The sequence below is a fragment of the Bacillus sp. S14(2024) genome (genome assembly GCF_050473785.1).
Classification (GTDB): domain Bacteria; phylum Bacillota; class Bacilli; order Bacillales; family Bacillaceae_G; genus Bacillus_A; species Bacillus_A yunxiaonensis.
Genome location: NZ_JBFLUP010000006.1, coordinates 133,770 through 155,786, shown reverse-complemented (window position 1 = coordinate 155,786; position 22,017 = coordinate 133,770). Strand labels below are relative to the sequence as shown.

General features: G+C 39.5%; 19 protein-coding genes. 3 read left to right on the top strand and 16 right to left on the bottom strand.

Going from position 1 to position 22,017, the window contains the following annotated elements; genetic code table 11:
- Window positions 1–10: 10 nt before the first annotated feature.
- The 6 genes from AB1279_RS01030 to AB1279_RS01005 form a co-directional block, all read right to left on the bottom strand.
- A complete protein-coding gene (locus AB1279_RS01030) occupies window positions 11–256 on the bottom strand; it encodes a type B 50S ribosomal protein L31 (protein ID WP_000643433.1) in 246 nt (81 codons plus the stop codon).
- A gap of 141 nt (window positions 257–397) precedes the next feature.
- On the bottom strand, window positions 398–1,669 hold the full coding sequence (gene rho, locus AB1279_RS01025; protein ID WP_154710256.1) for a transcription termination factor Rho: 1,272 nt from the start codon (window positions 1,667–1,669) through the stop codon (window positions 398–400).
- 212 nt (window positions 1,670–1,881) lie between these two features.
- Entirely contained in the window at window positions 1,882–2,847 is a 966-nt protein-coding gene (glpX, locus tag AB1279_RS01020; RefSeq protein ID WP_377880407.1) for a class II fructose-bisphosphatase, read from the bottom strand.
- A 265-nt stretch (window positions 2,848–3,112) separates the two neighbouring features.
- A complete protein-coding gene (locus AB1279_RS01015; RefSeq protein WP_429757538.1) occupies window positions 3,113–4,402 on the bottom strand; it encodes a UDP-N-acetylglucosamine 1-carboxyvinyltransferase in 1,290 nt (429 codons plus the stop codon).
- A gap of 262 nt (window positions 4,403–4,664) precedes the next feature.
- Entirely contained in the window at window positions 4,665–5,522 is an 858-nt protein-coding gene (locus tag AB1279_RS01010; RefSeq protein ID WP_429753013.1) for a class II fructose-bisphosphate aldolase, read from the bottom strand.
- 211 nt (window positions 5,523–5,733) lie between these two features.
- Window positions 5,734–6,102, bottom strand: a complete 369-nt coding sequence (locus AB1279_RS01005; protein ID WP_429753012.1) for a response regulator — start codon at window positions 6,100–6,102, stop codon at window positions 5,734–5,736.
- A 190-nt stretch (window positions 6,103–6,292) separates the two neighbouring features.
- Here AB1279_RS01005 and AB1279_RS01000 point away from each other — a divergent pair, with 190 nt between their 5' ends.
- Window positions 6,293–6,820 carry a DUF2529 domain-containing protein gene (locus AB1279_RS01000; RefSeq protein WP_429757537.1) on the top strand — a complete coding sequence of 176 codons (528 nt, stop codon included), beginning with the start codon at window positions 6,293–6,295 and terminating at the stop codon, window positions 6,818–6,820.
- Between the two features lie 36 nt (window positions 6,821–6,856).
- On the opposite strand, the gene pyrG is transcribed toward AB1279_RS01000, so the two are convergent.
- The 10 genes from pyrG to AB1279_RS00950 all read right to left on the bottom strand — a co-directional run bounded on the left by pyrG (window position 6,857) and on the right by AB1279_RS00950 (window position 19,185).
- The gene (gene pyrG, locus AB1279_RS00995) at window positions 6,857–8,464 is read right to left on the bottom strand and encodes a CTP synthase (protein WP_429757536.1); all 1,608 of its coding nucleotides are present in this window, start codon (window positions 8,462–8,464) and stop codon (window positions 6,857–6,859) included.
- A gap of 256 nt (window positions 8,465–8,720) precedes the next feature.
- Entirely contained in the window at window positions 8,721–9,260 is a 540-nt protein-coding gene (gene rpoE / locus AB1279_RS00990; protein WP_429757535.1) for a DNA-directed RNA polymerase subunit delta, read from the bottom strand.
- Between the two features lie 338 nt (window positions 9,261–9,598).
- Window positions 9,599–10,243 (bottom strand): TetR/AcrR family transcriptional regulator, encoded by a 645-nt coding sequence (locus AB1279_RS00985; protein ID WP_429753008.1) that lies wholly within the window; start codon window positions 10,241–10,243, stop codon window positions 9,599–9,601.
- Between the two features lie 69 nt (window positions 10,244–10,312).
- Window positions 10,313–11,452: an acyl-CoA dehydrogenase gene (locus AB1279_RS00980; protein WP_429757534.1), complete on the bottom strand. Its 1,140-nt coding sequence runs from the start codon at window positions 11,450–11,452 to the stop codon at window positions 10,313–10,315.
- Between the two features lie 14 nt (window positions 11,453–11,466).
- Entirely contained in the window at window positions 11,467–12,597 is a 1,131-nt protein-coding gene (locus AB1279_RS00975) for an acyl-CoA dehydrogenase (protein WP_429757533.1), read from the bottom strand.
- Between the two features lie 87 nt (window positions 12,598–12,684).
- A complete protein-coding gene (locus AB1279_RS00970; RefSeq protein ID WP_429757532.1) occupies window positions 12,685–13,536 on the bottom strand; it encodes a 3-hydroxybutyryl-CoA dehydrogenase in 852 nt (283 codons plus the stop codon).
- Between the two features lie 17 nt (window positions 13,537–13,553).
- The gene (locus tag AB1279_RS00965) at window positions 13,554–14,750 is read right to left on the bottom strand and encodes an acetyl-CoA C-acetyltransferase (protein ID WP_429753004.1); all 1,197 of its coding nucleotides are present in this window, start codon (window positions 14,748–14,750) and stop codon (window positions 13,554–13,556) included.
- Between the two features lie 108 nt (window positions 14,751–14,858).
- Window positions 14,859–16,967: a heterodisulfide reductase-related iron-sulfur binding cluster gene (locus AB1279_RS00960; protein ID WP_429757531.1), complete on the bottom strand. Its 2,109-nt coding sequence runs from the start codon at window positions 16,965–16,967 to the stop codon at window positions 14,859–14,861.
- Between the two features lie 615 nt (window positions 16,968–17,582).
- On the bottom strand, window positions 17,583–17,717 hold the full coding sequence (locus AB1279_RS00955; protein WP_429757530.1) for a hypothetical protein: 135 nt from the start codon (window positions 17,715–17,717) through the stop codon (window positions 17,583–17,585).
- Window positions 17,718–17,766: 49 nt separating this feature from the next.
- On the bottom strand, window positions 17,767–19,185 hold the full coding sequence (locus tag AB1279_RS00950) for a PepSY-associated TM helix domain-containing protein (RefSeq protein ID WP_429757529.1): 1,419 nt from the start codon (window positions 19,183–19,185) through the stop codon (window positions 17,767–17,769).
- Window positions 19,186–19,777: 592 nt separating this feature from the next.
- On the opposite strand from AB1279_RS00950, the gene cls reads away from it, so the two are divergent.
- Entirely contained in the window at window positions 19,778–20,971 is a 1,194-nt protein-coding gene (gene cls / locus AB1279_RS00945; RefSeq protein ID WP_429757528.1) for a cardiolipin synthase, read from the top strand.
- 22 nt (window positions 20,972–20,993) lie between these two features.
- Complete coding sequence (uvsE, locus tag AB1279_RS00940; protein WP_429757527.1) at window positions 20,994–21,947, top strand: UV DNA damage repair endonuclease UvsE; 954 nt, start codon at window positions 20,994–20,996, stop codon at window positions 21,945–21,947.
- Window positions 21,948–22,017: the final 70 nt, after the last annotated feature.

Genomic DNA, 22,017 nt, shown 5'->3' with positions numbered 1-22,017 from the left:
ATGTTTGTAATTACTTAAGGCCGTATTTCTTGTTGAAGCGATCAACACGTCCGTCTGCAGTAGCAAACTTCTGACGTCCTGTGTAGAATGGGTGAGAATCAGAACTGATCTCAACTTTTAATAATGGATAAGTGTTACCATCTTCCCACTCAACAGTTTCGTTAGAACCTTTTGTAGATCCGCTTAAGAATTTGAAGCCTGTGTTAGTATCCATAAATACAACTTTCTTGTAATCTGGATGGATTCCTGCTTTCATTCTTTTCATCTCCTTCCGCCCTGAATCATTTTCGAAACAGAGTTTTTTCATCGTTAGCTGCAATCACAACTATAATGATGAAACACACATGATGAAATTATAACAAGGCTATCTGCATTTTGCAACTACCTGTTTTTAGCATTACTTCATCGCGACGTATCTCTTTGAATCTTCAGGAATATTTTTTAGAAATTCTTCATTGGTCTTCGTTTGACGCAACTTGCGTAAGAAGCTTTCTATGAAATCTGGTGTATCTCTCATTGTTTTGCGAATACCCCATAACTTGTCTAAATGCTCTTTTGGAATTAATAGATCTTCTTTTCTTGTACCAGAACGACGCATATCAATTGCTGGGAAAATACGACGTTCTGCTAAAGAACGATCTAAGTGAAGCTCCATATTTCCTGTTCCCTTAAACTCTTCATAAATGACATCATCCATACGGGATCCTGTGTCAACAAGAGCTGTTGCTAAAATTGTTAAGCTACCGCCCTCTTCAATATTACGAGCTGCTCCGAAAAAGCGCTTTGGCCTGTGGAACGCTGCTGGGTCAATACCACCTGACAACGTACGTCCACTTGGTGGAATTACAAGGTTGTAAGCACGCGCTAAACGGGTAATACTATCCATTAAAATGATAACGTCTTTTTTATGCTCAACAAGACGCATTGCACGCTCTAGCACAAGCTCAGCCACTTTAATGTGATTCTCTGGAACCTCATCAAAAGTAGAGCTTACAACATCACCTTTTACAGAACGTTCAATATCTGTTACTTCCTCTGGACGTTCGTCAATTAAAAGTACAATCAGTTCTGCTTCCGGATGATTCGTTGTAACGCTGTGGGCAATCTCTTTTAACAGCATCGTTTTACCAGCCTTTGGAGGCGCAACAATTAGACCGCGTTGACCAAACCCCACTGGTGCAATTAAATCCATGATGCGTGTTGATAGTTTCTTCGTTTCTGTCTCCAATTTCATTTGACGATTTGGATATAACGGTGTTAACGCTGGGAAATGCACACGTTCTTTTGCTGATTCCGGATCATCCCCATTAACTGCTTCAACTTGCAACAATCCAAAATAACGTTCATTTTCTTTCGGAGGTCGCACTTTACCAGAAACTTTGTCTCCATTACGCAAATCAAAACGACGAATTTGCGAAGCTGAAATATAAATATCTTCAGAACTCGGAGAATAGTTGATTGGACGTAAGAATCCAAATCCTTCTGATTGAATAATTTCAAGTACACCTTCCATGAAAAAGAAACCTTCTTTTTCTGCTCGCGCTTTTAAAATTGCAAAAATTAATTCTTTCTTTGTTAACTTGCTGTAATAAGAAATCTTAAATTCTTTCGCAAGCTCATATAACTCTTTTAATTTCATGTTCTCTAACGCTGAAATTGTTAGATTCATTCAGACACCACACTTTAACATTATTCTCTTTTCACATGGGTAAGGGATTTTACGGAAGGCAAATACGTAATAATGAAAGGCAATACGTACAAGTAGGGTAATATTCACTATTGTAACCCTTTTACCTCATTTTAATCAATACGTTGCGAGACAAATACAAGAAGCGAAGACAATAAAATTTGTCTTCGCTCTACTCATCCTTTGTACACTTCTTACTTTATAACTAAGTTTGGTTTCTTGCTTAAGCTGTGACGCCCATCAACAAAGCGAACCGTCCCAGATTTCGCGCGCATAACAAGGGAGTGTGTTGTACCGATACTGCCTTTAAATTGAACGCCGCGCAGTAATTCTCCGTCCGTAACACCTGTTGCTGCAAAGATTGCATCGTCGCCTCTTACTAAATCTTCCATACGAAGAATGCGGTTAATATCATCAATGCCCATCTTTTTGCAGCGCTCTAATTCTGCTTCATTTTGCGGAAGAAGCTTTCCTTGAATTTCTCCGCCTAAACATTTTAATGCAACGGCTGCTAGTACCCCTTCAGGTGCACCGCCAGATCCGAATAAAATGTCAACGCCTGTGCGATCAAATGCTGTGTTGATTGCACCAGCTACATCACCATCATTAATTAATTTAATGCGAGCTCCCGCTTTACGGATCTCCTCAATAATCGCTTGATGCCGCGGTCTATTTAAAATAGTTGCTACAACATCTTCAATATCCTTGTTTTTTGCCTTTGCAACAGCGCGTAAATTATCAATAACCGGTGCATTAATATCAACAGCACCAACCGCTTCTGGACCAACTGCAATTTTCTCCATATACATATCAGGTGCATGCAGTAAATTTCCATGGTCTGCTACTGCAATAACAGCTAATGCATTCCATCCTCCTGCTGCAACGATATTTGTTCCCTCTAACGGATCAACCGCTACATCAACGCGCGGACCATATCCAGTTCCTAATTTTTCACCGATATATAGCATCGGCGCTTCATCCATTTCCCCTTCGCCAATTACCACGGTTCCTTTCATTGGTACTGTATCAAATACATCGCGCATCGCTGACGTTGCTGCACCATCTGCTTCATCTTTCTTACCGCGTCCCATCCAACGCGCAGACGATAACGCCGCAGCCTCTGTTACACGTACTAATTCCATGGATAAACTTCTTTCCACTGTAATCCCTCTCCTTTAAGCCGTAATATTTATATCGCGCTAACAGGCAGTAAGACTTCCACCTCAACATTCTGAGAACACAGAAAAGATAGGCGGGAGATAACTGCCGGCATGTGCCCGATTGGTTCTACTAACCATCAATGGAGAATCCCCCACTGATGGAAGTTTCACTTTATCTCATACTTAACGTTTAATAGAATTTTCACCTTATGCCGTCTTTACTTACTTTTTGTACACATATATCACTTTACCCATGTAAAGCTCTTTATGCATTTTTCATCTGTTCAATCTCTTGACTTGTCATTTTTTCACGCCAAATTTTCGCTCCAAGACCTCGAAGCTTATCTTCTAGATTTTCATATCCACGATCAATATGCTCTAGTCCTGTAACTTCTGTGATTCCTTCTGCCATTAAACCTGCAATTACAAGCGCAGCCCCGGCGCGTAAGTCACTCGCTTTTACTTTAGCTCCTTGCAGCGAAGCAGGGCCTGTTACGATAGCAGAACGACCTTCCACTTTAATTTGCGCATTCATTCTTCTCAACTCATCTATATGTTTAAAACGCGCTCCGTAAATGGTATCCGTTACAACTGCCGTGCCATTCGCTTTCGTTAATAACGCTGTAAATGGTTGCTGTAAATCAGTCGGAAATCCTGGATAAACGAGTGTTTTTACATCTACCATTTTTAACTGGCGACTCCCATTTACCACAATTTGATCATCGTGTGTATCTACTTTTACACCCATTTCTCGAAGCTTAGCCGTTATAGATTCCAAATGCTGCGGAATCACATTATCAACTGTAATTTCACCGCCAGAAGCTGCGCCCAAAATCATATATGTTCCAGCCTCAATACGATCAGGGATAATAGAATGGTAACAACCATGAAGCGATTCAACACCATCAATACGAATCACGTCTGTTCCCGCTCCTTTAATACGAGCACCCATGCTTGTAAGAAGCGTCGCTACATCAATAATTTCTGGTTCTTTCGCTGCATTTTCAATTACTGTTCTACCTTTTGCACGCACTGCGGCAAGCATAATATTAATTGTCGCACCTACGCTGACAACATCTAAATAAATACGCGCTCCCCTCAGTTCATCTGCACGTAAATATATTGCACCTTGCTCATTTGTTACATGCGCTCCAAGTGCTTCGAACCCCTTAATATGCTGGTCAATTGGCCTTGGTCCTAGATGACATCCACCAGGAAGCCCAATTACTGCTTTTTTGAAACGACCGAGCATCGCTCCCATTAAATAATAAGAAGCACGCAGTTTTTTTACCTTTCCATTCGGAAGAGGCATGGCTACCATTTTGGAAGGATCAATTGTCATTTCTTCATCTTGATGATACGCAACAGAACCACCGATTTCTTCCAATAAGTCACCAAGTATTTTCACATCAGAAATATTAGGTACACCACCGATTGTAACTGGTGTTTCTGCTAAGATGGTCGCGGGAATAAGCGCAACAGCACTGTTTTTTGCGCCGCTTACACGAATCGAACCTTGTAAAGGCACACCGCCTTCAATCAGCAACTTGTCCATTTTGGGCCCCCTTCTTGTGAATTCATCTCCCGTTCCAGCCCCCCACTATAACGGGTAATTTCACCACTTCGGATACGTTTTTACACGTATGAGTATATCCATGCTATTCGTTTCCTCTATTTTTACACAATTACAGAAATATTTCCTTTCAAACGCCTTAACAAGTAGAACATTTTCTATCCCACAAAATGTTCACGCTTTCATTATACAACGAAACGAAACCGTCTAAAAGGCTAGACGGTTTCTAAAAACATTTTTAGAATTATGCTTGACCGTTAGAACCAAATTCACGAATTTTACCGATTACAGTCGCTTTAATTGCTTCACGACCAGGTCCGATAAATTTACGAGGATCGTAAACTTCTTGGTCTTTATTTAATACTTCACGAACCGCTTTTGTAAACTCAATTTGGTTTTCAGTGTTTACGTTAATTTTAGAAGTACCTAAAGAAATAGCTTTTTTGATGTCAGCTGTTGGGATACCAGTACCACCGTGAAGTACTAAAGGTACACCAGTTAAGTCACGAACTTCTTCCATTTCTTTGAATCCTAAGTTAGGCTCACCTTTGTAAGGACCATGTACAGAACCTAATGCTGGAGCTAGACAGTCAATACCTGTTGCAGCTACTAGTTCTTTACATTCTTGAGGATCAGCGTAGATAACACCTTCAGCTACTACGTCATCTTCTTGTCCGCCAACTGTACCAAGCTCAGCTTCTACGGATACGTTACGAGCATGTGCATATTCTACTACTTTTTTAGTAGTTTCGATATTTTCTTCAAATGGGTGGTGAGAAGCGTCGATCATTACAGATGTGAAACCTGCATCAATTGCTTCTTTACATTTTTCAAAGCTTGAACCATGGTCAAGGTGAATCGCAACAGGAACAGTGATGTTCATTTCTTCGATTAAAGCTTTAACCATAGCTACAACTGTTTTGAAACCAGTCATATGACGAGCTGCACCCTCAGATACGCCTAAAATTACAGGAGATTTTTCTTCTTCCGCAGCAGCTAAGATAGCTTGTGTCCATTCTAAGTTATTCATGTTGAATTGACCAACTGCGTATTTTCCTTCTAGCGCTTTGTTTAGCATTTCTTTCATGGAAACTAAAGGCATGGTGAATCCTCCTAAAAAACGTTTTTTGTATCCGATAAGTTCTTATCGATGGTAGTATGACCACGACAAGGAAAAATATGTATAATCACATACCGGACTTTTTTCTACACTCCATAGGATACCAACTTGTACCCAAAAACTCAACTGCATTCACCTGCTCATCAGCCCATGAAAACGCTTTTTTCTGTATTTTTTAATAAAAAATTCACGATTACGCTTGTACCGTAATTTCTTTTCGCACAGCGCTGCGAATTTCATCAATATCAAACGGCTTTGCAAAGTGCATTAATGCACCAAGGTCTTTCGCTTCTTGAATCATATCTAATTCACCATAAGCCGTCATTAAAATCACTTTGATGTCTCGATTAATTTCTTTCACATGTTTTAAAATTTCAATTCCATCCATACCTGGAATTTTCATATCTAAAATAACTAAATCAGGACAGTCATTTTTCACAATATCAAGGGCTTGAAAACCGTTTGCTGCTTGGAATGTTTGATAACCTTCCTTTTGAAACACCTCGTGTAATAAAACACGAATGCCGTATTGATCATCAACGATTAGAATTTTCCCTTCCATGTTATCCAACCTTTCTATATAAATACAAAATTTATATTTCTCATATCTCTTTCGATTATTTTCGCTACTTTTTATCAAATTCCTTCCTATTCTTTCTTATTTTACCGCCTGTTATTTACTAGCGCTAGCACCTTTATGAAAAAATAAGCTATAATGAAAGCCGTCTAACACGTTAGAAAGGAGCATCCTTATGTTTAAAATTTTTTCCACTCAGCTAGGTGGCTATTTCACAAGAATTGCTCAGAAAGAAGAGATGAATATAGAAGATAGCGCTCGTTTACTTGCACAGGCATTAGTTGGAGATGGCCACATTTATTTGCACGGTACGAAAGAGATGGAAGGTGTAATTTGTGAGGCTTTATATGGATCCGAGCCTATGCAAAATGCAAAACGTCTATTTGAAGATGGTAAACAAGCAGACGTAACTGCCTCTGACCGCATACTACTTATCAGCCGCTTTTCCACAGATGAAGATATCATTTCATTAGCAAAACAGTTGCAAGAAAACGGTCATTTCATTGTTGGTATTTCTGCAAAACAAAAAGGCGAATTGTCACTAGAGCAATTCACCGATGCACATATCGATACAAAACTTGTAAAAGCATTAATTCCAGATGACGATGGCTCTCGCTATGGCTTTCCAAGTTTAATAACAGCTTTATTTGCATATCATGGATTAAAATTTACAATCGATGACATTATGAATGAATATGAGTAACAAAAAAGGCGCCCTATATAGGACGCCTTTTTCTTATTACTTACCTTCTTTATTAATAATAGAAGCTTCTACGAAGTCACGGAACAATGGTTGCGGACGATTTGGACGAGATACAAGTTCTGGGTGGAACTGTGATGCCACGAACCAAGGATGTTCTTTTAATTCGATAATTTCTACTAAACGGCCGTCTGGGCTTGTACCGGAGAAAATGAATCCTGCATTTTCCATATCTTGACGGAATTGATTATTGAACTCATAACGATGACGATGACGCTCATAAACAACTGGCTCGTTATACGCGTTGTAAGCATTTGTTTCTGGTGTAAGCTTACATGGGTATAGACCAAGACGAAGTGTACCGCCTAAATCTTCTACATCTTTTTGTTCTGGTAATAAATCGATAATTGCGTAAGGCGTGTCAGGATTGATTTCAGAAGAGTTCGCACCTTCTAATCCTAATACGTTACGTGCAAACTCGATTGACGCAAGTTGCATACCTAAGCAAATTCCTAGGAATGGAACTTTGTTTTCACGTGCATATTGAATTGCAGCGATTTTACCTTCAACACCGCGGTCACCGAAACCACCTGGTACAAGGATACCATCTGTATCGCCAACTAATTCTTTCACGTTTTCTGCTGTTACGTGCTCAGCATTTACCCATTTCACTTCTACATCTGTATCAAATTTATAACCTGCATGACGAAGTGCTTCTACAACAGAAATGTATGCATCTTGAAGCTCTACATATTTACCAACAAGAGCGATTTTTGTTTTCTTAGACAGGTTGCGTACTTTTTCTACTAATGCATTCCACTCTGTCATGTCTGCAGTTGGATTGTCTAGTTTTAAGTGATCGCAAACGATTTGGTCCATATTTTGCTCTTGAAGAGATAATGGAACTGCATATAATGTATCTGCATCACGTGCTTCAATTACTGCTTTTGGATCAATATCGCAGAATAACGCTAGCTTATCTTTCATATCTTGAGAAACAGGAAGTTCTGTACGAACAACGATAATGTTTGGCTGAATACCTAAGCTGCGAAGTTCTTTAACGCTGTGCTGCGTTGGTTTTGTTTTCATTTCACCCGCTGCTTTTAAGTACGGGATTAATGTACAGTGGATGTACATTACGTTGTCACGGCCAATATCGCTCTTAATTTGGCGAATTGCTTCTAGGAATGGTAGAGACTCAATGTCACCAACAGTTCCGCCGATTTCTGTAATGATAACGTCCGCATTTGTTTCACGACCCGCACGGAATACGCGTTCTTTAATTTCGTTTGTAATGTGAGGAATAACTTGAACTGTTCCCCCTAAATATTCACCACGACGCTCTTTTTGAAGAACAGAAGAGTAAATTTTACCTGTTGTTACGTTGCTGTATTTATTTAAGTTAATATCGATGAAACGCTCATAGTGACCAAGGTCTAAGTCTGTTTCTGCACCATCATCTGTTACGAAAACCTCACCGTGTTGGTATGGGCTCATTGTCCCTGGGTCCACGTTAATGTATGGATCAAACTTTTGGATTGTTACGTTTAGTCCTCTGTTTTTTAAAAGTCTTCCTAAAGATGCTGCTGTAATACCTTTTCCTAAAGAAGATACTACACCGCCTGTGACAAAAATATACTTAGTCATGAAAGTACTCCCTTCTAGTTTGCTGTTATATAATCACCGCTGCAAATCGCAACGTATGTAGATAACACTTACCTTATCTTATTGTTAGACTCTTTCGTTTTTCTAAACAAAAAACAAAAAAGAAAATTGCTCCCTTTATCACTGAAAGTAATAAGTAGGGAGCAATTTTCTTTTATATTTACACGTAAAAGTTATTATCGTCTTTTTTAAAGAGCCCAAAAATGATTCTACATGGACGATAATAAAAAGTCAAGGACTACAGTTCTTCCTCTTCTTCTTCTGATGATTCGTCGTATTCTAACTCATCGTCATCGGCGAAATCATCGTCGTCTTCTAGATCTTCAAGATCGTCATCGTCTTCATCCAGAATTTCATCAAGATCATCTACATCTTCTTCTTCTTCTTCTTCTTCGTCAAAGTCTTCATCTACCTCTTCTTCGAAGTCGTCCTCTTCATCATCGATGTAGTCATCTAGCTCGTCCTCTTCTACCTTACGCTTCTTCTTAGCTTTTGGTTGAGGTAAGATTTCTTCATCAATTTGCTCATATGGATACCATCCGCGTAGTCCCCAACGATTTTCTCCGAGATTGATAAAGCGCCCATCGATATTTAAATCTGTATAAAATTGTGCGATTCTCGCAGCAACTTGCTCTTCAGACAGTCCCAGTAATTGAGCAATTTCTTGAACTAGATCGTGAAAAGTTGTTGCTTGTTTTTTTTCCTCTAACAAGCTATGTACAGCTTCGATCATGGACAATTCTTTTAGCTCTTCTGGTGAATATTGCTTTAAATTCACTTATGCGGCACTTCCTTTCTTAAAATATATCCTAATTATATAAAGGCCTGTTCTAAAAAAATCCATACTATTCATTATAAACAAAACTTCACCAAATATGCCACAAAAAAAATAGGGAATCATAAAGTGATTTCCCTACATATTGAAGATTATTTCGCCTTTTATATGAATCCATTTTGATTTTTCGACATATAGATTACTGCTATGCAGAAAAAGGGAAGCCACTACTCGCTTTCTCCTTGTGTTTGAACTTCGCATGTGGCAGAAAGAATCCCTGACCGCTTCTATGCATGGCCAGAGCCCCTTGCCCACCTAAAAAAATGCTTTTATGTCGTTTTTTAATTTGGATTTATATGGCTTGGAATCATATGAGCACCGTTTAATACATAACGAATTTGCATTTCTGTATATTCTTCCAATGTATAGAGTTTCTGCAGCGCCCAGCGCCGGAATCCCCACATTTGTCCTTGAATAAAAATATTATGAGCAAGCAGTTGAATCTCTTTTTTTGTTAAAGTAAATACCTTATTTTGAACACATTGCTGCAAAATATCTTCAAACATCCCTACCATTTGAAATTCTTTCTCTAATACGTAAGGCAGCGATTCCTTTGGTAAAAAACGAACTTCTTGATACATAATAAGAACCTCTTCTTGCAGCTCATCCATAACTTTAAAATAATTTGTAATCGCGGCTCTTAAACTATCAACGCTGCCTTTTTCTCTGCACAGCACTTGCTCTAAGCGCTCTTTTACATGTTCGTAAATGCTATCGCACACTAAATAAAGCACATCATCTTTCGTTCGAATATATTCATAGAGCGTACCAATGCTAAAGCCTGCTGCTTTCGCGATTTCTCTCGTTGTCGTACGCGGAAACCCTTTTTGTTTAAAGAGCTGTACAGCACCTTTAATCATTTGCTCACGCCGAAGTGCAATAAGTCTTTCATCCTTCACAGACGCTTGTACATTGTGCTTAACCATCTCCTTCACCCCTTTTCCTGTCATTTTGCAGGAAGAAGCGTAGGAAATTCCCTACGCTTCTTCTAGATTCTACTTCGTTAACATACGTGAGATAACAAGGCGTTGAATTTCTTGTGTTCCTTCATAAATTTGCGTAATCTTCGCATCACGCATAAAGCGCTCAACTGGATAATCTTTCGTATAACCATATCCTCCGAATACTTGCACAGCATCGGTTGTCACTTTCATCGCTGTATCTCCCGCAAACAATTTCGACATTGCCGATTCTTTGCCATACGGAAGCCCTTCCGATTCAAGCCAAGCAGCTTGATATGTTAACAAACGTGCCGCCTCTATCCCCATCGCCATATCTGCTAGTTTAAAGCCAATCCCTTGCTGCGCGGCAATCGGCTTCCCAAATTGATGACGTTCCTTCGCATAATCAGCAGCAGCATCAAGTGCGCCTTGTGCGATACCGACTGCTTGTGCGGCAATACCATTACGGCCGCCATCTAACGTTTGCATCGCAATTTTAAAGCCTTGGCCTTCCTCGCCAAGTAAGTTCTCAGCAGGAATGCGACAGTCTTCAAATATAATCTCCGTCGTTGGTGAAGAACGAATACCCAGCTTGCTCTCTTTCTTTCCAACAGAAAATCCAGGCGCATCGCTTTCAACGATAAACGCGCTCGTGCCGCGCTGCTTTGATTCTGAATCTGTCAGCGCAAACACAACATAAATATCTGCAATTCCGCCATTTGTAATGAAAATTTTCGAACCGTTTAAAATATAATGATCACCGTCACGCTTTGCTGTCGTTTTCATTCCACCAGCATCAGAGCCTGAACCTGGCTCCGTTAAGCCGTAAGCGCCAATTTTCTTTCCTTCTGCCATTGGGCGTAAATATTTCTGCTTTTGTTCCTCTGTACCAAACTTAAAAATCGGCCATCCTGCAAGCGATGTATGCGCCGATAACGTTACACCTGTGGATGCACAAACACGTGACAGCTCTTCTACCGCAATCACATAAGCTAAGTAATCGCTTCCAATTCCGCCGTACTCTTCAGGCCACGGAATACCAGTTAAGCCAAGCTCCGCCATTTGATCAAATAAAGCGCGATCAAACCGTTCTTCCTCGTCGCGCTCCGCTGCCGTTGGTGCCACTTCATTTCTCGCAAAGTCACGAACCATTTTCCGAATCATTTCGTGTTCTTCTGATAGTTTAAAATGCATCTCTATTCCCCCCCTTACAACGCTCTGCTAATAACTAAACGCTGAATCTCACTTGTTCCTTCATAAATCTCACATATCTTTGCATCGCGGAAGAAGCGCTCAGCAGGATACTCTTTTGTATAGCCATAACCGCCAAGCACCTGCACAGCTTCAATTGCAACTTCTACTGCTGTTTTGGAAGCAAATAATTTAGCAATTGACGCTTCCTTCCCGCACGGTAAGCCTTGCGCCCTTAATGATGCTGCACGGTATACGAGTAGACGTGCTGCTTCAACAGATGTTGCCATATCTGCTAGCTTAAAACCTAACCCTTGCTGCGCAGCAATCGGCTTCCCAAATTGATGACGATCTTTCGCATAATCCGTAGCACATGCAAGCGCCGCTTCAGCGATGCCAAGTGACTGCGCCCCAATACCGATGCGACCAACATCCAAATTTGCCATTGCCACTTTAAAACCTTGGCCCTCTTCGCCAAGCAAATTCTCAGCAGGAACTTTCATATCTTCAAACGTTAATTGCACTGTACGAGAACCTAATAACCCCATTTTGTGCTCATCTTTTCCAACAATTAAACCCGGTGTATCTTTCTCAACAATAAATGCCGATATCCCGCGTGTACCTGCATCCGGATTCGTAGAAGCAAAGACAATATATGTATCTGCCTCGCCGCCGTTTGTGATAAATACTTTTGAGCCATTAATTACGTACTCATCACCGCGTCTAACTGCTCTTGATTTCAAACTTCCTGCATCTGACCCGGCACCTGGCTCTGTCAATGCAAACGCTCCTAAATATTCACCAGCTGCTAACTTCGGAATATACTTTTGCTTTTGCTCCTCTGTTCCAAAATATAAAATAGGGTTCGTTCCAACAGAGGTATGTACTGCTAAAATTACACCTATTGTAGCGCTTACTTTTGAAAGCTCATTAATTGCTAAAATATATGAAATAAAGTCCATTTCCGCTCCACCGTATTTCGCTGGAATTGGAATTCCCATTAGTCCAAGCTCGCCCATTTTCTTTAAGACTTCTCTAGGAAACACCCCTTGTTCCATAGTAGGAACAAAGGGAGCAATTTCCTTTTGAGCGAAGTCTCGAACCATTTTACGCATCATTTGTTGTTCTTCTGTAAATTGAAAGTTCATATGCTCCACCTCAAATTGTTTTATATAGTAATTCAACTATTTGGTAAGACCACTAGTGCATGCAAAGAGGTGCCCTACCGAAGTATATTATTCGTAAACGTAAAAGCCGCGGCCTGTCTTGCGCCCTAACCAGCCTGCGTTCACGTATTTACGAAGTAACGGACATGGACGATATTTGCTATCTCCTAATCCTTCGTGCAGTACTTCCATAATGTATAGACACGTATCTAAGCCGATAAAATCAGCGAGTGTCAATGGTCCCATCGGATGATTCATACCAAGCTTCATAACTTCATCAATTGCTTCTTTCGTTGCCACACCTTCATATAGCGTATAAATTGCTTCGTTAATCATTGGCAATAAAATGCGGTTCGAAACAAATCCTGGGAAGTCATTTACTTCAACTGGAACTTTGCCAATTTTCTTTGTAATATCTTCAATCGTTTCATATACAACATCCTCTGTTGCTAAACCACGAATAATCTCAACAAGCTTCATAACCGGAACCGGATTCATAAAGTGCATGCCAATCACTTTTTCCGGACGATTCGTAGCAGCTGCGATTTCGGTAATTGGCAGCGATGATGTATTTGTTGCTAAAATCGTATGTTCAGGCGCTAACTCGTCTAAATTCGCAAAAATTTGTTTTTTAATGTCCATTCTCTCTACAGCTGCTTCAATGACAAGATCTGCTTCTTTCACGCAGTCAAGTGTAAGCGTTGCTATAAGACGATTTAATGTTGCCTGCTTATCCTCTTCACTCATGCGGCCTTTCTCGACTTGCCTCGATAAATTTTTCGTAATAATCCCCATGCCGCGGTCTAACTGTTCTTGTTTTAAATCTTGCATATATACGTCATAACCTGCCATCGCACATACTTGTGCAATTCCAGACCCCATTTGTCCCGAACCAATTACAACAATGTTTTGTACCGTCATGTTTATAGCCCCCTTTTTTAGTGAACCTCAATCATAATTGCGTCGCCTTGACCGCCGCCGCTGCAAATAGATGCAATCCCGATTCCGCCGCCGCGCTGCTTTAACGCATGAATAAGAGTAACGATAATGCGCGCACCGCTTGCTCCGATTGGATGTCCCATCGCAACTGCTCCGCCGTTTACATTAATCTTTTCCGGATCAATACCTGCAATATTTGCACTTGCAATCGCTACAGCCGCAAATGCTTCATTAATCTCAAATAAATCAATCTCTTCTACTTTCTTACCTGTTTTCTTTAATAGCTCGTTAATGGCATAACCTGGTGTTCTCGGGAAATCCTTCGCTTCAACCGCAATCGCTGTATGACCTAAAATTGTCGCAAGCGGCTTTCTTCCCTCTTGCTTTGCACGCTCTTCACTCATTAATACAAGCGCTGCTGCGCCATCATTTAAACCTGGTGCATTCCCTGCGGTAACCGCTGCATTCTTATCAAATACAGGTTTTAATTTTGCTAGTTTTTCAACTGTTGTATCTTCGCGCGGCGCTTCATCGTGAGCAACAACTATTGGCTCGCCTTTTCGCTGCGGCACAGATACAGGTACAATTTCTTCTTCAAATCGGCCTTCCTTACGTGATGCAACGGCGCGCATATGACTGCGGCATGCCCACTCGTCTTGCATTTCGCGGGAAATACCATCTTCTTTCGCAACATCTCCGCCGTACACACCCATATGCACGCCAGAAAATGAGCACGTTAAGCCATCAGCCACGTTTAAGTCAACAACCTCGTTATGTCCCATGCGATATCCCCAACGTGCACCGCGTAAAATATATGGACTATTACTCATCGATTCCATACCGCCTGCTACAATTAACGATTGATCTCCGACACGAATAATTTGATCTGCTAATGTTACTGCACGAAGTCCAGAAGCACATACTTTATTGACTGTTTCTGTGCGCGTCTCCCATGGAATCCCTGCTTCTCTTGCCGCCTGGCGTGATGGAATTTGTCCCTGTCCGCCTTGAATAACCGCCCCAAATACAACTTCTTCAATATCACTTGCTGCAACATTCGCACGCTCTAATGCCGCTCCAATTGCAATTCCTCCAAGCTCCGTTGCCTTTACATCCTTTAAAGCTCCCCCAAACTTTCCAACAGGTGTTCTTGCAGCACTTAAAATTACTGTTCTTGTCAAAACATATTCCCCCATTTCTTCATTTTACGGCGTTGATTGAACGCTCGTTCAGTGCAGCTGTTGTGAGAAAGAGGTGCAACCTTTGCACCCCCTTTTTTCTAAAGTTGTACGAATTCTTACATGTTACATTGCTTCTTTCTTTGACCCGATGACAGAGCGCTCTAAAATCTCTGTTATATCAAGGGTTTGTACGCGTTCTTCTACTTCTTTTGCCTTCGTACCATCGCTGATCATCGTTAAGCAATACGGGCAACCCGTACCGATAATCGTCGGTGACGTAGCAAGTGCTTGCTCTGTACGTGCAACGTTAATACGAGAACCAGCAGTCTCTTCCATCCACATCAGACCGCCGCCCGCTCCGCAACACATTCCTGTTTCACGGTTACGCTCCATTTCAATGAGGTTCACGCCTGGAATCGCTTTTAAAATATTGCGCGGCGCTTCATACACTTCGTTGTAGCGTCCTAAATAACAAGAATCGTGATACGTAATCGTTTCTTCTACGCGGTGAACTGGTTTTAAGCGACCTTCTTTCACCCACTGTGCTAACAATTCTGTATGATGATAGACTTCTGCTTGTAAGCCAAAGTCCGGATACTCATTTTTAAATGTGTTATATGCGTGCGGGTCAATTGTCACGATTTTCTTGACGCCCGCTTTCTCAAACTCTTCAATATTCTTGTTCGCCATCTCCTGGAAGACAAATTCGTTTCCAAGACGGCGCGGTGTATCCCCTGAGTTTTTCTCTTTATTTCCGAGGATAGCAAAGGAAATACCAGCTTCGTTCATCAGCTTCGCAAATGATAACGCAATTTTTTGGCTGCGGTTATCATATGATCCCATAGAGCCTACCCAGAATAAGTATTCAAACTCTTCCCCTGCTTTCGCTTTCTCTTTCACAGTTGGAATGGAAACTTCTTCTTCCATCGTGCGCCAAGTTTCACGCTCTTTACGATTCAGCCCCCAAGGATTGCCTTGACGCTCGATGTTTGTCAGAGCACGCTGCGCCTCTGGATCCATTTTTCCTTCTGTTAAAACAAGATAGCGGCGTAAATCAATAATTTTATCAACATGTTCATTCATAACTGGACATTGGTCTTCACAGTTACGGCACGTTGTACAAGCCCAAATTTCTGTTTCTGTAATGACATCGCCAATTAAGCTTGAGTTGTATGCCAATGTTGCTGCAGATTCATGTTGTCCATCTCCAGCCGCCATCATGGCTAACTGATTACCTTTTGTATTATTAAATGCAACAGTTGGAACCCATGGTGCGCGCGATGTCACCGCTGCGCCTTTATCCGTTAAATGATCACGCAATTTTAAAATCAGATCCATCGGTGATAGCATCTTACCAGTGCCTGTTGCCGGGCACATATTCGTGCAGCGGCCGCATTCTACGCATGCATATAAATCAATAAGCTGCGTTTGTTTGAAATCTTCAATTTTTCCAACACCAAATGTTTCTTGTGTTTCGTCTTCAAAATCGATTTTTTCTAATTTCCCTGGGTTTGTTAAACGGCTAAAATATACGTTTGCTGGTCCTGCAATTAAATGTGCGTGCTTCGATTGTGGGACGTAAACTAAAAACGTTAATAAAATAAGTAGATGCAGCCACCACGCAAAATAGAACACAACAGTCGCAGCTGTTTCACCAATTCCAGAGAATAAGTAAGCGATTGCAGAAGCAATTGGTTCACTCCATGATAATTCCTCGCCATGCCAAATGATGCCCATTCCATTACCAAGGAGAACAGATAACATTAAGCCGCCGATAAAAATTAAAACGAGTCCCGCTTTAAAATTGCGTTTTAAGCGCACAAGTTTTTCAATATACCTTCTATAAAAAGCCCAAAAGACTGCGATTAAAATGATAAGTGTGACGATTTCTTGGAAGAATGTAAATGCAGAGTATAGTGGTCCAAGTGGAAGATGTGATCCTGGTGCTAAGCCTTTCCATATGAAGTCAATTGCTCCAAACTGGACAAGAATAAATCCGTAAAAAAACATAACATGCATGATACCGCTCTTTTTATCTTTAAGAAGCTTCTTTTGTCCGAAGACATTCCCCTTAATAAGATCCCATCTTTCTTTGAAGCGGCGATCAAATTCTACTTTCTTTCCTAATTGTATGTAGGTAATTCGCGTTCGTATGAGATATACAAATAAATATGCTGCATACGCGATGATGGCGATTGTCGCCAACCAATTCACAATTAATAAGCTATTCATGTTTCTGCCAACCCCTCTCCGTGTAATATCCCCTTTTTCGAATCTTCAAAAATAAATAATTTTCTGAATTTATAGTCCCTATTTCCATTATATGATGAGTGAGCATTCAGTCAACAGTTTTTTGTTATACAACAATTTATTTTTTCTATACCCTTTGTTATCAGACGACGCAAATTGGGGGAGTTGCATAATAAAATATCAATATCAAAACAAATCGTCGATGAGGACAACACAATAGGGATATTGAGCTTGTCGTTGTTATGTTTCCTGTTACATGATTTAGTTTCACTACAACATATCACTATATGTTGTATGGTCATACCTAGATAAAACAGGAACTTGTTTTGTTAATTTGGCATAGACACGAAATAGCAGTTGTGCAAATGGTTCTATCTTGTTTGAAAATCTAATCATTAAGGCGCCTGTTCTTCAGAATTTACAAACAACACCTTCCGATTCTCCGTGTTCACACTCCTTTTCGTGTAATCTTCTCTCATAATTGATTTCAATATATTTTTATACTTATATACGTAAAGCTAAAAGAATTTCACCCTTAATAAAAATGTCCGTAAAGCTTAACTTTTACGGACATTTAATACAAGTAATTCCTGCATTCTATTTCTTTATATGGCAAGATGGTGTAGATGTATCTTTCGTTTCCTGTGTTTTATTGGTGTGGCCCATAAACAGGTACACACCAATTGCTATTAAAACACCAGCTGCTATATAGGATAAAATTTTCTTTTTCATATATTCCCCTTCACTCTATAAGTACTCTAAAACAGTACGCTACAATTTATTATCCTACCCATTTTTTCACAGACGGTAGTCTCTTTATTACCAACCAATCCAGTGCAAGAGCAGCAAGTAATGAAGCACCCACTAACGGGAACACAATACCTAGTACAATAATAAGAACTGCTGTACCTTTCATTAATTTGAAGTTTTTTGGTAAAGAAGGAGCACCCAGCGTACCAGATGGCTTACGTTTCCACCACATCATAACACCTGTCAAAGAAATACCAATTAAGCCAAGACAGATAATGAGATCTAACAATTGGTTTGCTAGGCCAAAGTAATGCCCTTCATGTAATGCCACTCCGATAGAAATTGCTTTGGCCAGAATTCCATAATCCTTAAAACGCAAATCTGCCAGCACTTTCCCGCTATATTGGTCAATATGCAACGTTGCTTGTCCTTCTGGTTTATCAGGAGAAACAGTTACTGTGTATACGCCTTTTTCTCCTTTTGGAAAGGTAATAGAGTATCCTTTCCCTACTTTATTTTCATCTGCTATTTTCATGATTTGTTCCACAGAAAGAGGAGCTGCATCTACTTTAGACTCTGGAACGGGCAAATTTTCTGCAGCCCAAGGAACTTTCGCTATATCTTTAGACGGAACAGTTGAATTTGGTAAATTACCGTCCCATAATCCTGTGGGATATCCTGTATGTGTAGTTGTTGCAATCCGGTTAATGAAATCTCCCCATAATCCAGACCAAGGAAGACCTGTTAGTATAAAAATAGAGACAAATAAAGAGAACCAGAAAGCAGGAACAGAATGTAGATCCCTTAACATAATACGCTTTCCTTTAAAAAATCTCGGGATGAGCGTGCCGAAGATGGATTTTCTATTGCGTGGCCACCATAAATATAATCCAGTAATAAGTAAAATCATTGCCCAACAAGCAGCCATTTCTACAATTCGATCTCCTACTGTCCCTATCATAAGTTTACCGTGCAGGCGCTCCACTTCATTCATGAATTTCTCGTCATTCTTTAAGTTTCCTAAAATTTTTCCATTATAGGGATTCACAAATACTGTCATTGCTCTGTTTTTATCAGTGATTCCGACTTCTGCTGAACGGTCTGCTGCAAAAGAAGGTTTATATCGTGTGATAGACGCATCAGGGTAAGCTTTTTTAACAGCTTCTATTTGCTTTTCGGTTGTCATCTTTTCTTGCCCTGCTTGTACATAGTAATAATCTTTGTACATTACATTCTCAATTTGTGGCTTAAACAAATAAATGATACCTGTAATTGCCAATAAAATAACAAATGGAGCAAAAATAATACCGGCATAAAAATGCCAACGCCACACAGCACGATATAAAGATTGTGCCTTTGCAACCTCTGACTTATCTGCATTCTCTGTTGCAGAGTGGTCTACTTTTTGTTCTCCTGCAAGCATACTTTGTTCTCCCCCTATTTCTTTCATGTCCTTATTTCTCTTTACACATGTCATGAAGAATTTTAAATCGATTTTTAATATATATAATAGGTGTGAGGGATTTGTGAAAATTTGTTGAATTCATTTACAATTCTTCTACGTAGTTAAAAGAACTAACGAAACATATACTAAGTAAGAGTTTTGAGAAAAAAGTTTGTATTTAAATTTAAATGTCCTGTTTCAAAAAAACACCTGCAATGGTGGATATTTCTATTAAGAATAGTAATGGTTTAGTTAGGTGTATACAGCTGATTGAGGGGATAAATTTATGTTACGAAATTTAAGAGTGATTCACCGAATTGCTGGAATAATTGGGTCTTTGTTAGTTTTAATAATAGCGATACAGCATAGAAGGAACCCTTTCTCGTGAACAACTTACCAAATTTGTGTCATTCAACATTTTTACAATTCCCTTCTCTTCTTCACCTCCAGCTCATGAAAATAAAAAGTCTTCCCAGAATAGAATCGCTTTCCATGCTTTTGCTTACAATATAAGTACTATTTCTAAAACAACATGAGCCCTACTCTTATCGCTCGCGAATGTTGAAATAAAAATGAATATAGCGGAGGGAATGAATACATGAACTTTTTATTTCTCTTCCTTGTACTTATCTTACTGTGGTTAACTTTCGACTTTATATATGGAAGAAAACTTCATTTAAAACAACTTAAACCTCGTTCATTTCCTTTGCGCCATAGTAACTTTAAACTTTATACATATGGCCAAACATTATATAAGGAGCTATTTACTGATATACAACAAGCGAAGCAGCACGTACATATTTTATTTTTTATCGTAAAAAACGATGAGATTAGCCATACATTTTTACAACTTCTAATGGAAAAAGCACAGCAAGGTATTGAAGTTCGCCTTCTCCTTGATCGGATTGGCAGCCATCATTTATCAAAACAAACGGTTCATAAATTAAAACAACATGGCATACATTTTTCATTTTGTCATAAAATCCGGCTCCCATTTCTCTTTTTTTCCGCTAATCAACGGAACCATAGAAAAATTACGATTATTGACGGAAAAATTGGCTATATCGGCGGATTTAATATCGGCGAAGAATACTTAGGGCATAATACTGCACTCGGTCCGTGGCGTGATTACCATTTACGCCTTACTGGAGAAGGCGTACAAGACTTACAAACGCAATTTCTACACGATTGGCGCGATGATACAAATGAAGACTTATTGCATAAAAATCATTACTTTCCGATACTCGAAAAAGGAGAAACTTCTCATCAATTCGTACCAACTGATGGCGCTTATTTACAGCAAACATTTCTCGATTTAATTGAAAATGCAACAAAAGAGCTGTATATCGGTACGCCCTATTTTATCCCTGGGAAAAAGTTAATGAATGCATTGCTACGCGCAAAAAAACGAGGCGTTCGTATTACCATTCTCGTACCTAAAAAAGCTGATCATCCATTTGTTCGTGAAGCGAAACTCCCGTATTGCCGGCAGCTTATTAAAGCTGGCTGCCATATTTACGAATTTCAAGATGGATTTTTTCATGCCAAAATTGTAATGATAGATGGTTGTATTTGTGATATTGGAACTGCGAATTTTGATTTGAGAAGCCTATATCTGAACCATGAAATCAATTGTATATTATATGGCTCACCATTTTTAGAAGAAGTGAAGAAAGAAATTAATCAAGATTTAGAAGCTTCCGTTTTACTTTCAATTCAAGATGTTTCTCCTCACTCTCTTTTAGGCAAGGGAAAAGAATGGATTGGAACGGTCCTTGCCTTTTTTCTATAAATACATGAAAGGCGAGATACGTATGAAAATAAGATTGGGTTATGTCTCACATGCACTTGCATTGTGGGACTGTTCTCCTGCAAAAACGATGACATTTACAAGATGGAAACAAATGAACAAACAAGAACGTGATGAAAAGTTATATGAAGTAACAAAACAAAATATTTTGCATACATTACGTATCTTACACTACAATATCGCACATGAAATTAAATTATATCGTTTATCCTCTTCTATTGTTCCATTGGCAACACACCCTGAAGTAAAATTCGATTACATCTATACGTTTAAAAACTTATGGGAAGAAATGGGGGACCTTATTAAAAAACATCATTTGCGCGTAAGTTTTCATCCAAATCAATTTACATTATTTACGAGTGATAAGCCGCATATTACAACAAATGCTGTTCACGATATGACGTATCACTACAATTTACTAGATGCAATGAACATTGCAGATTCTTCTTACATAAACATTCATGTTGGAGGAGCATACGGAAATAAGGAACAGGCTTTACTGCGTTTTCATGATAATATCAAAAAGCTTCCTGCTCATATTAAAAAGCAAATGACACTTGAAAATGATGATAAAACATATACAGCGGCTGAAACATTAACTGTTTGCAAACGAGAACAAATTCCTTTTGTCTTCGATTATCACCATCATGTGGCAAATTCATGTGAAGATTCATTAGAAGTATTACTCCCATCTATTTTTGCAACGTGGAACCATACAAATACCGTTCCAAAAGTTCATATCTCTTCGCCAAAATCAGAAAAAGAATTCCGGGCACATTCTAACTATATTGATGTTCCATTTATTCAAAGCTTTCTATCCATAGCAAAAGAACTGAATCAAGACTTCGATATTATGATTGAAAGTAAACAGAAAGATTTAGCACTTTTCAAATTAACAGAGGATCTTTCAGCTATGAGAGGAATAAAACGACGGGGCGGCGCTACACTCGAATGGTGATTTTTTATCGTATCTTCATAATCTCTCAAATAAATTATATGTTATTATTTATATATAACACTTATAGTTG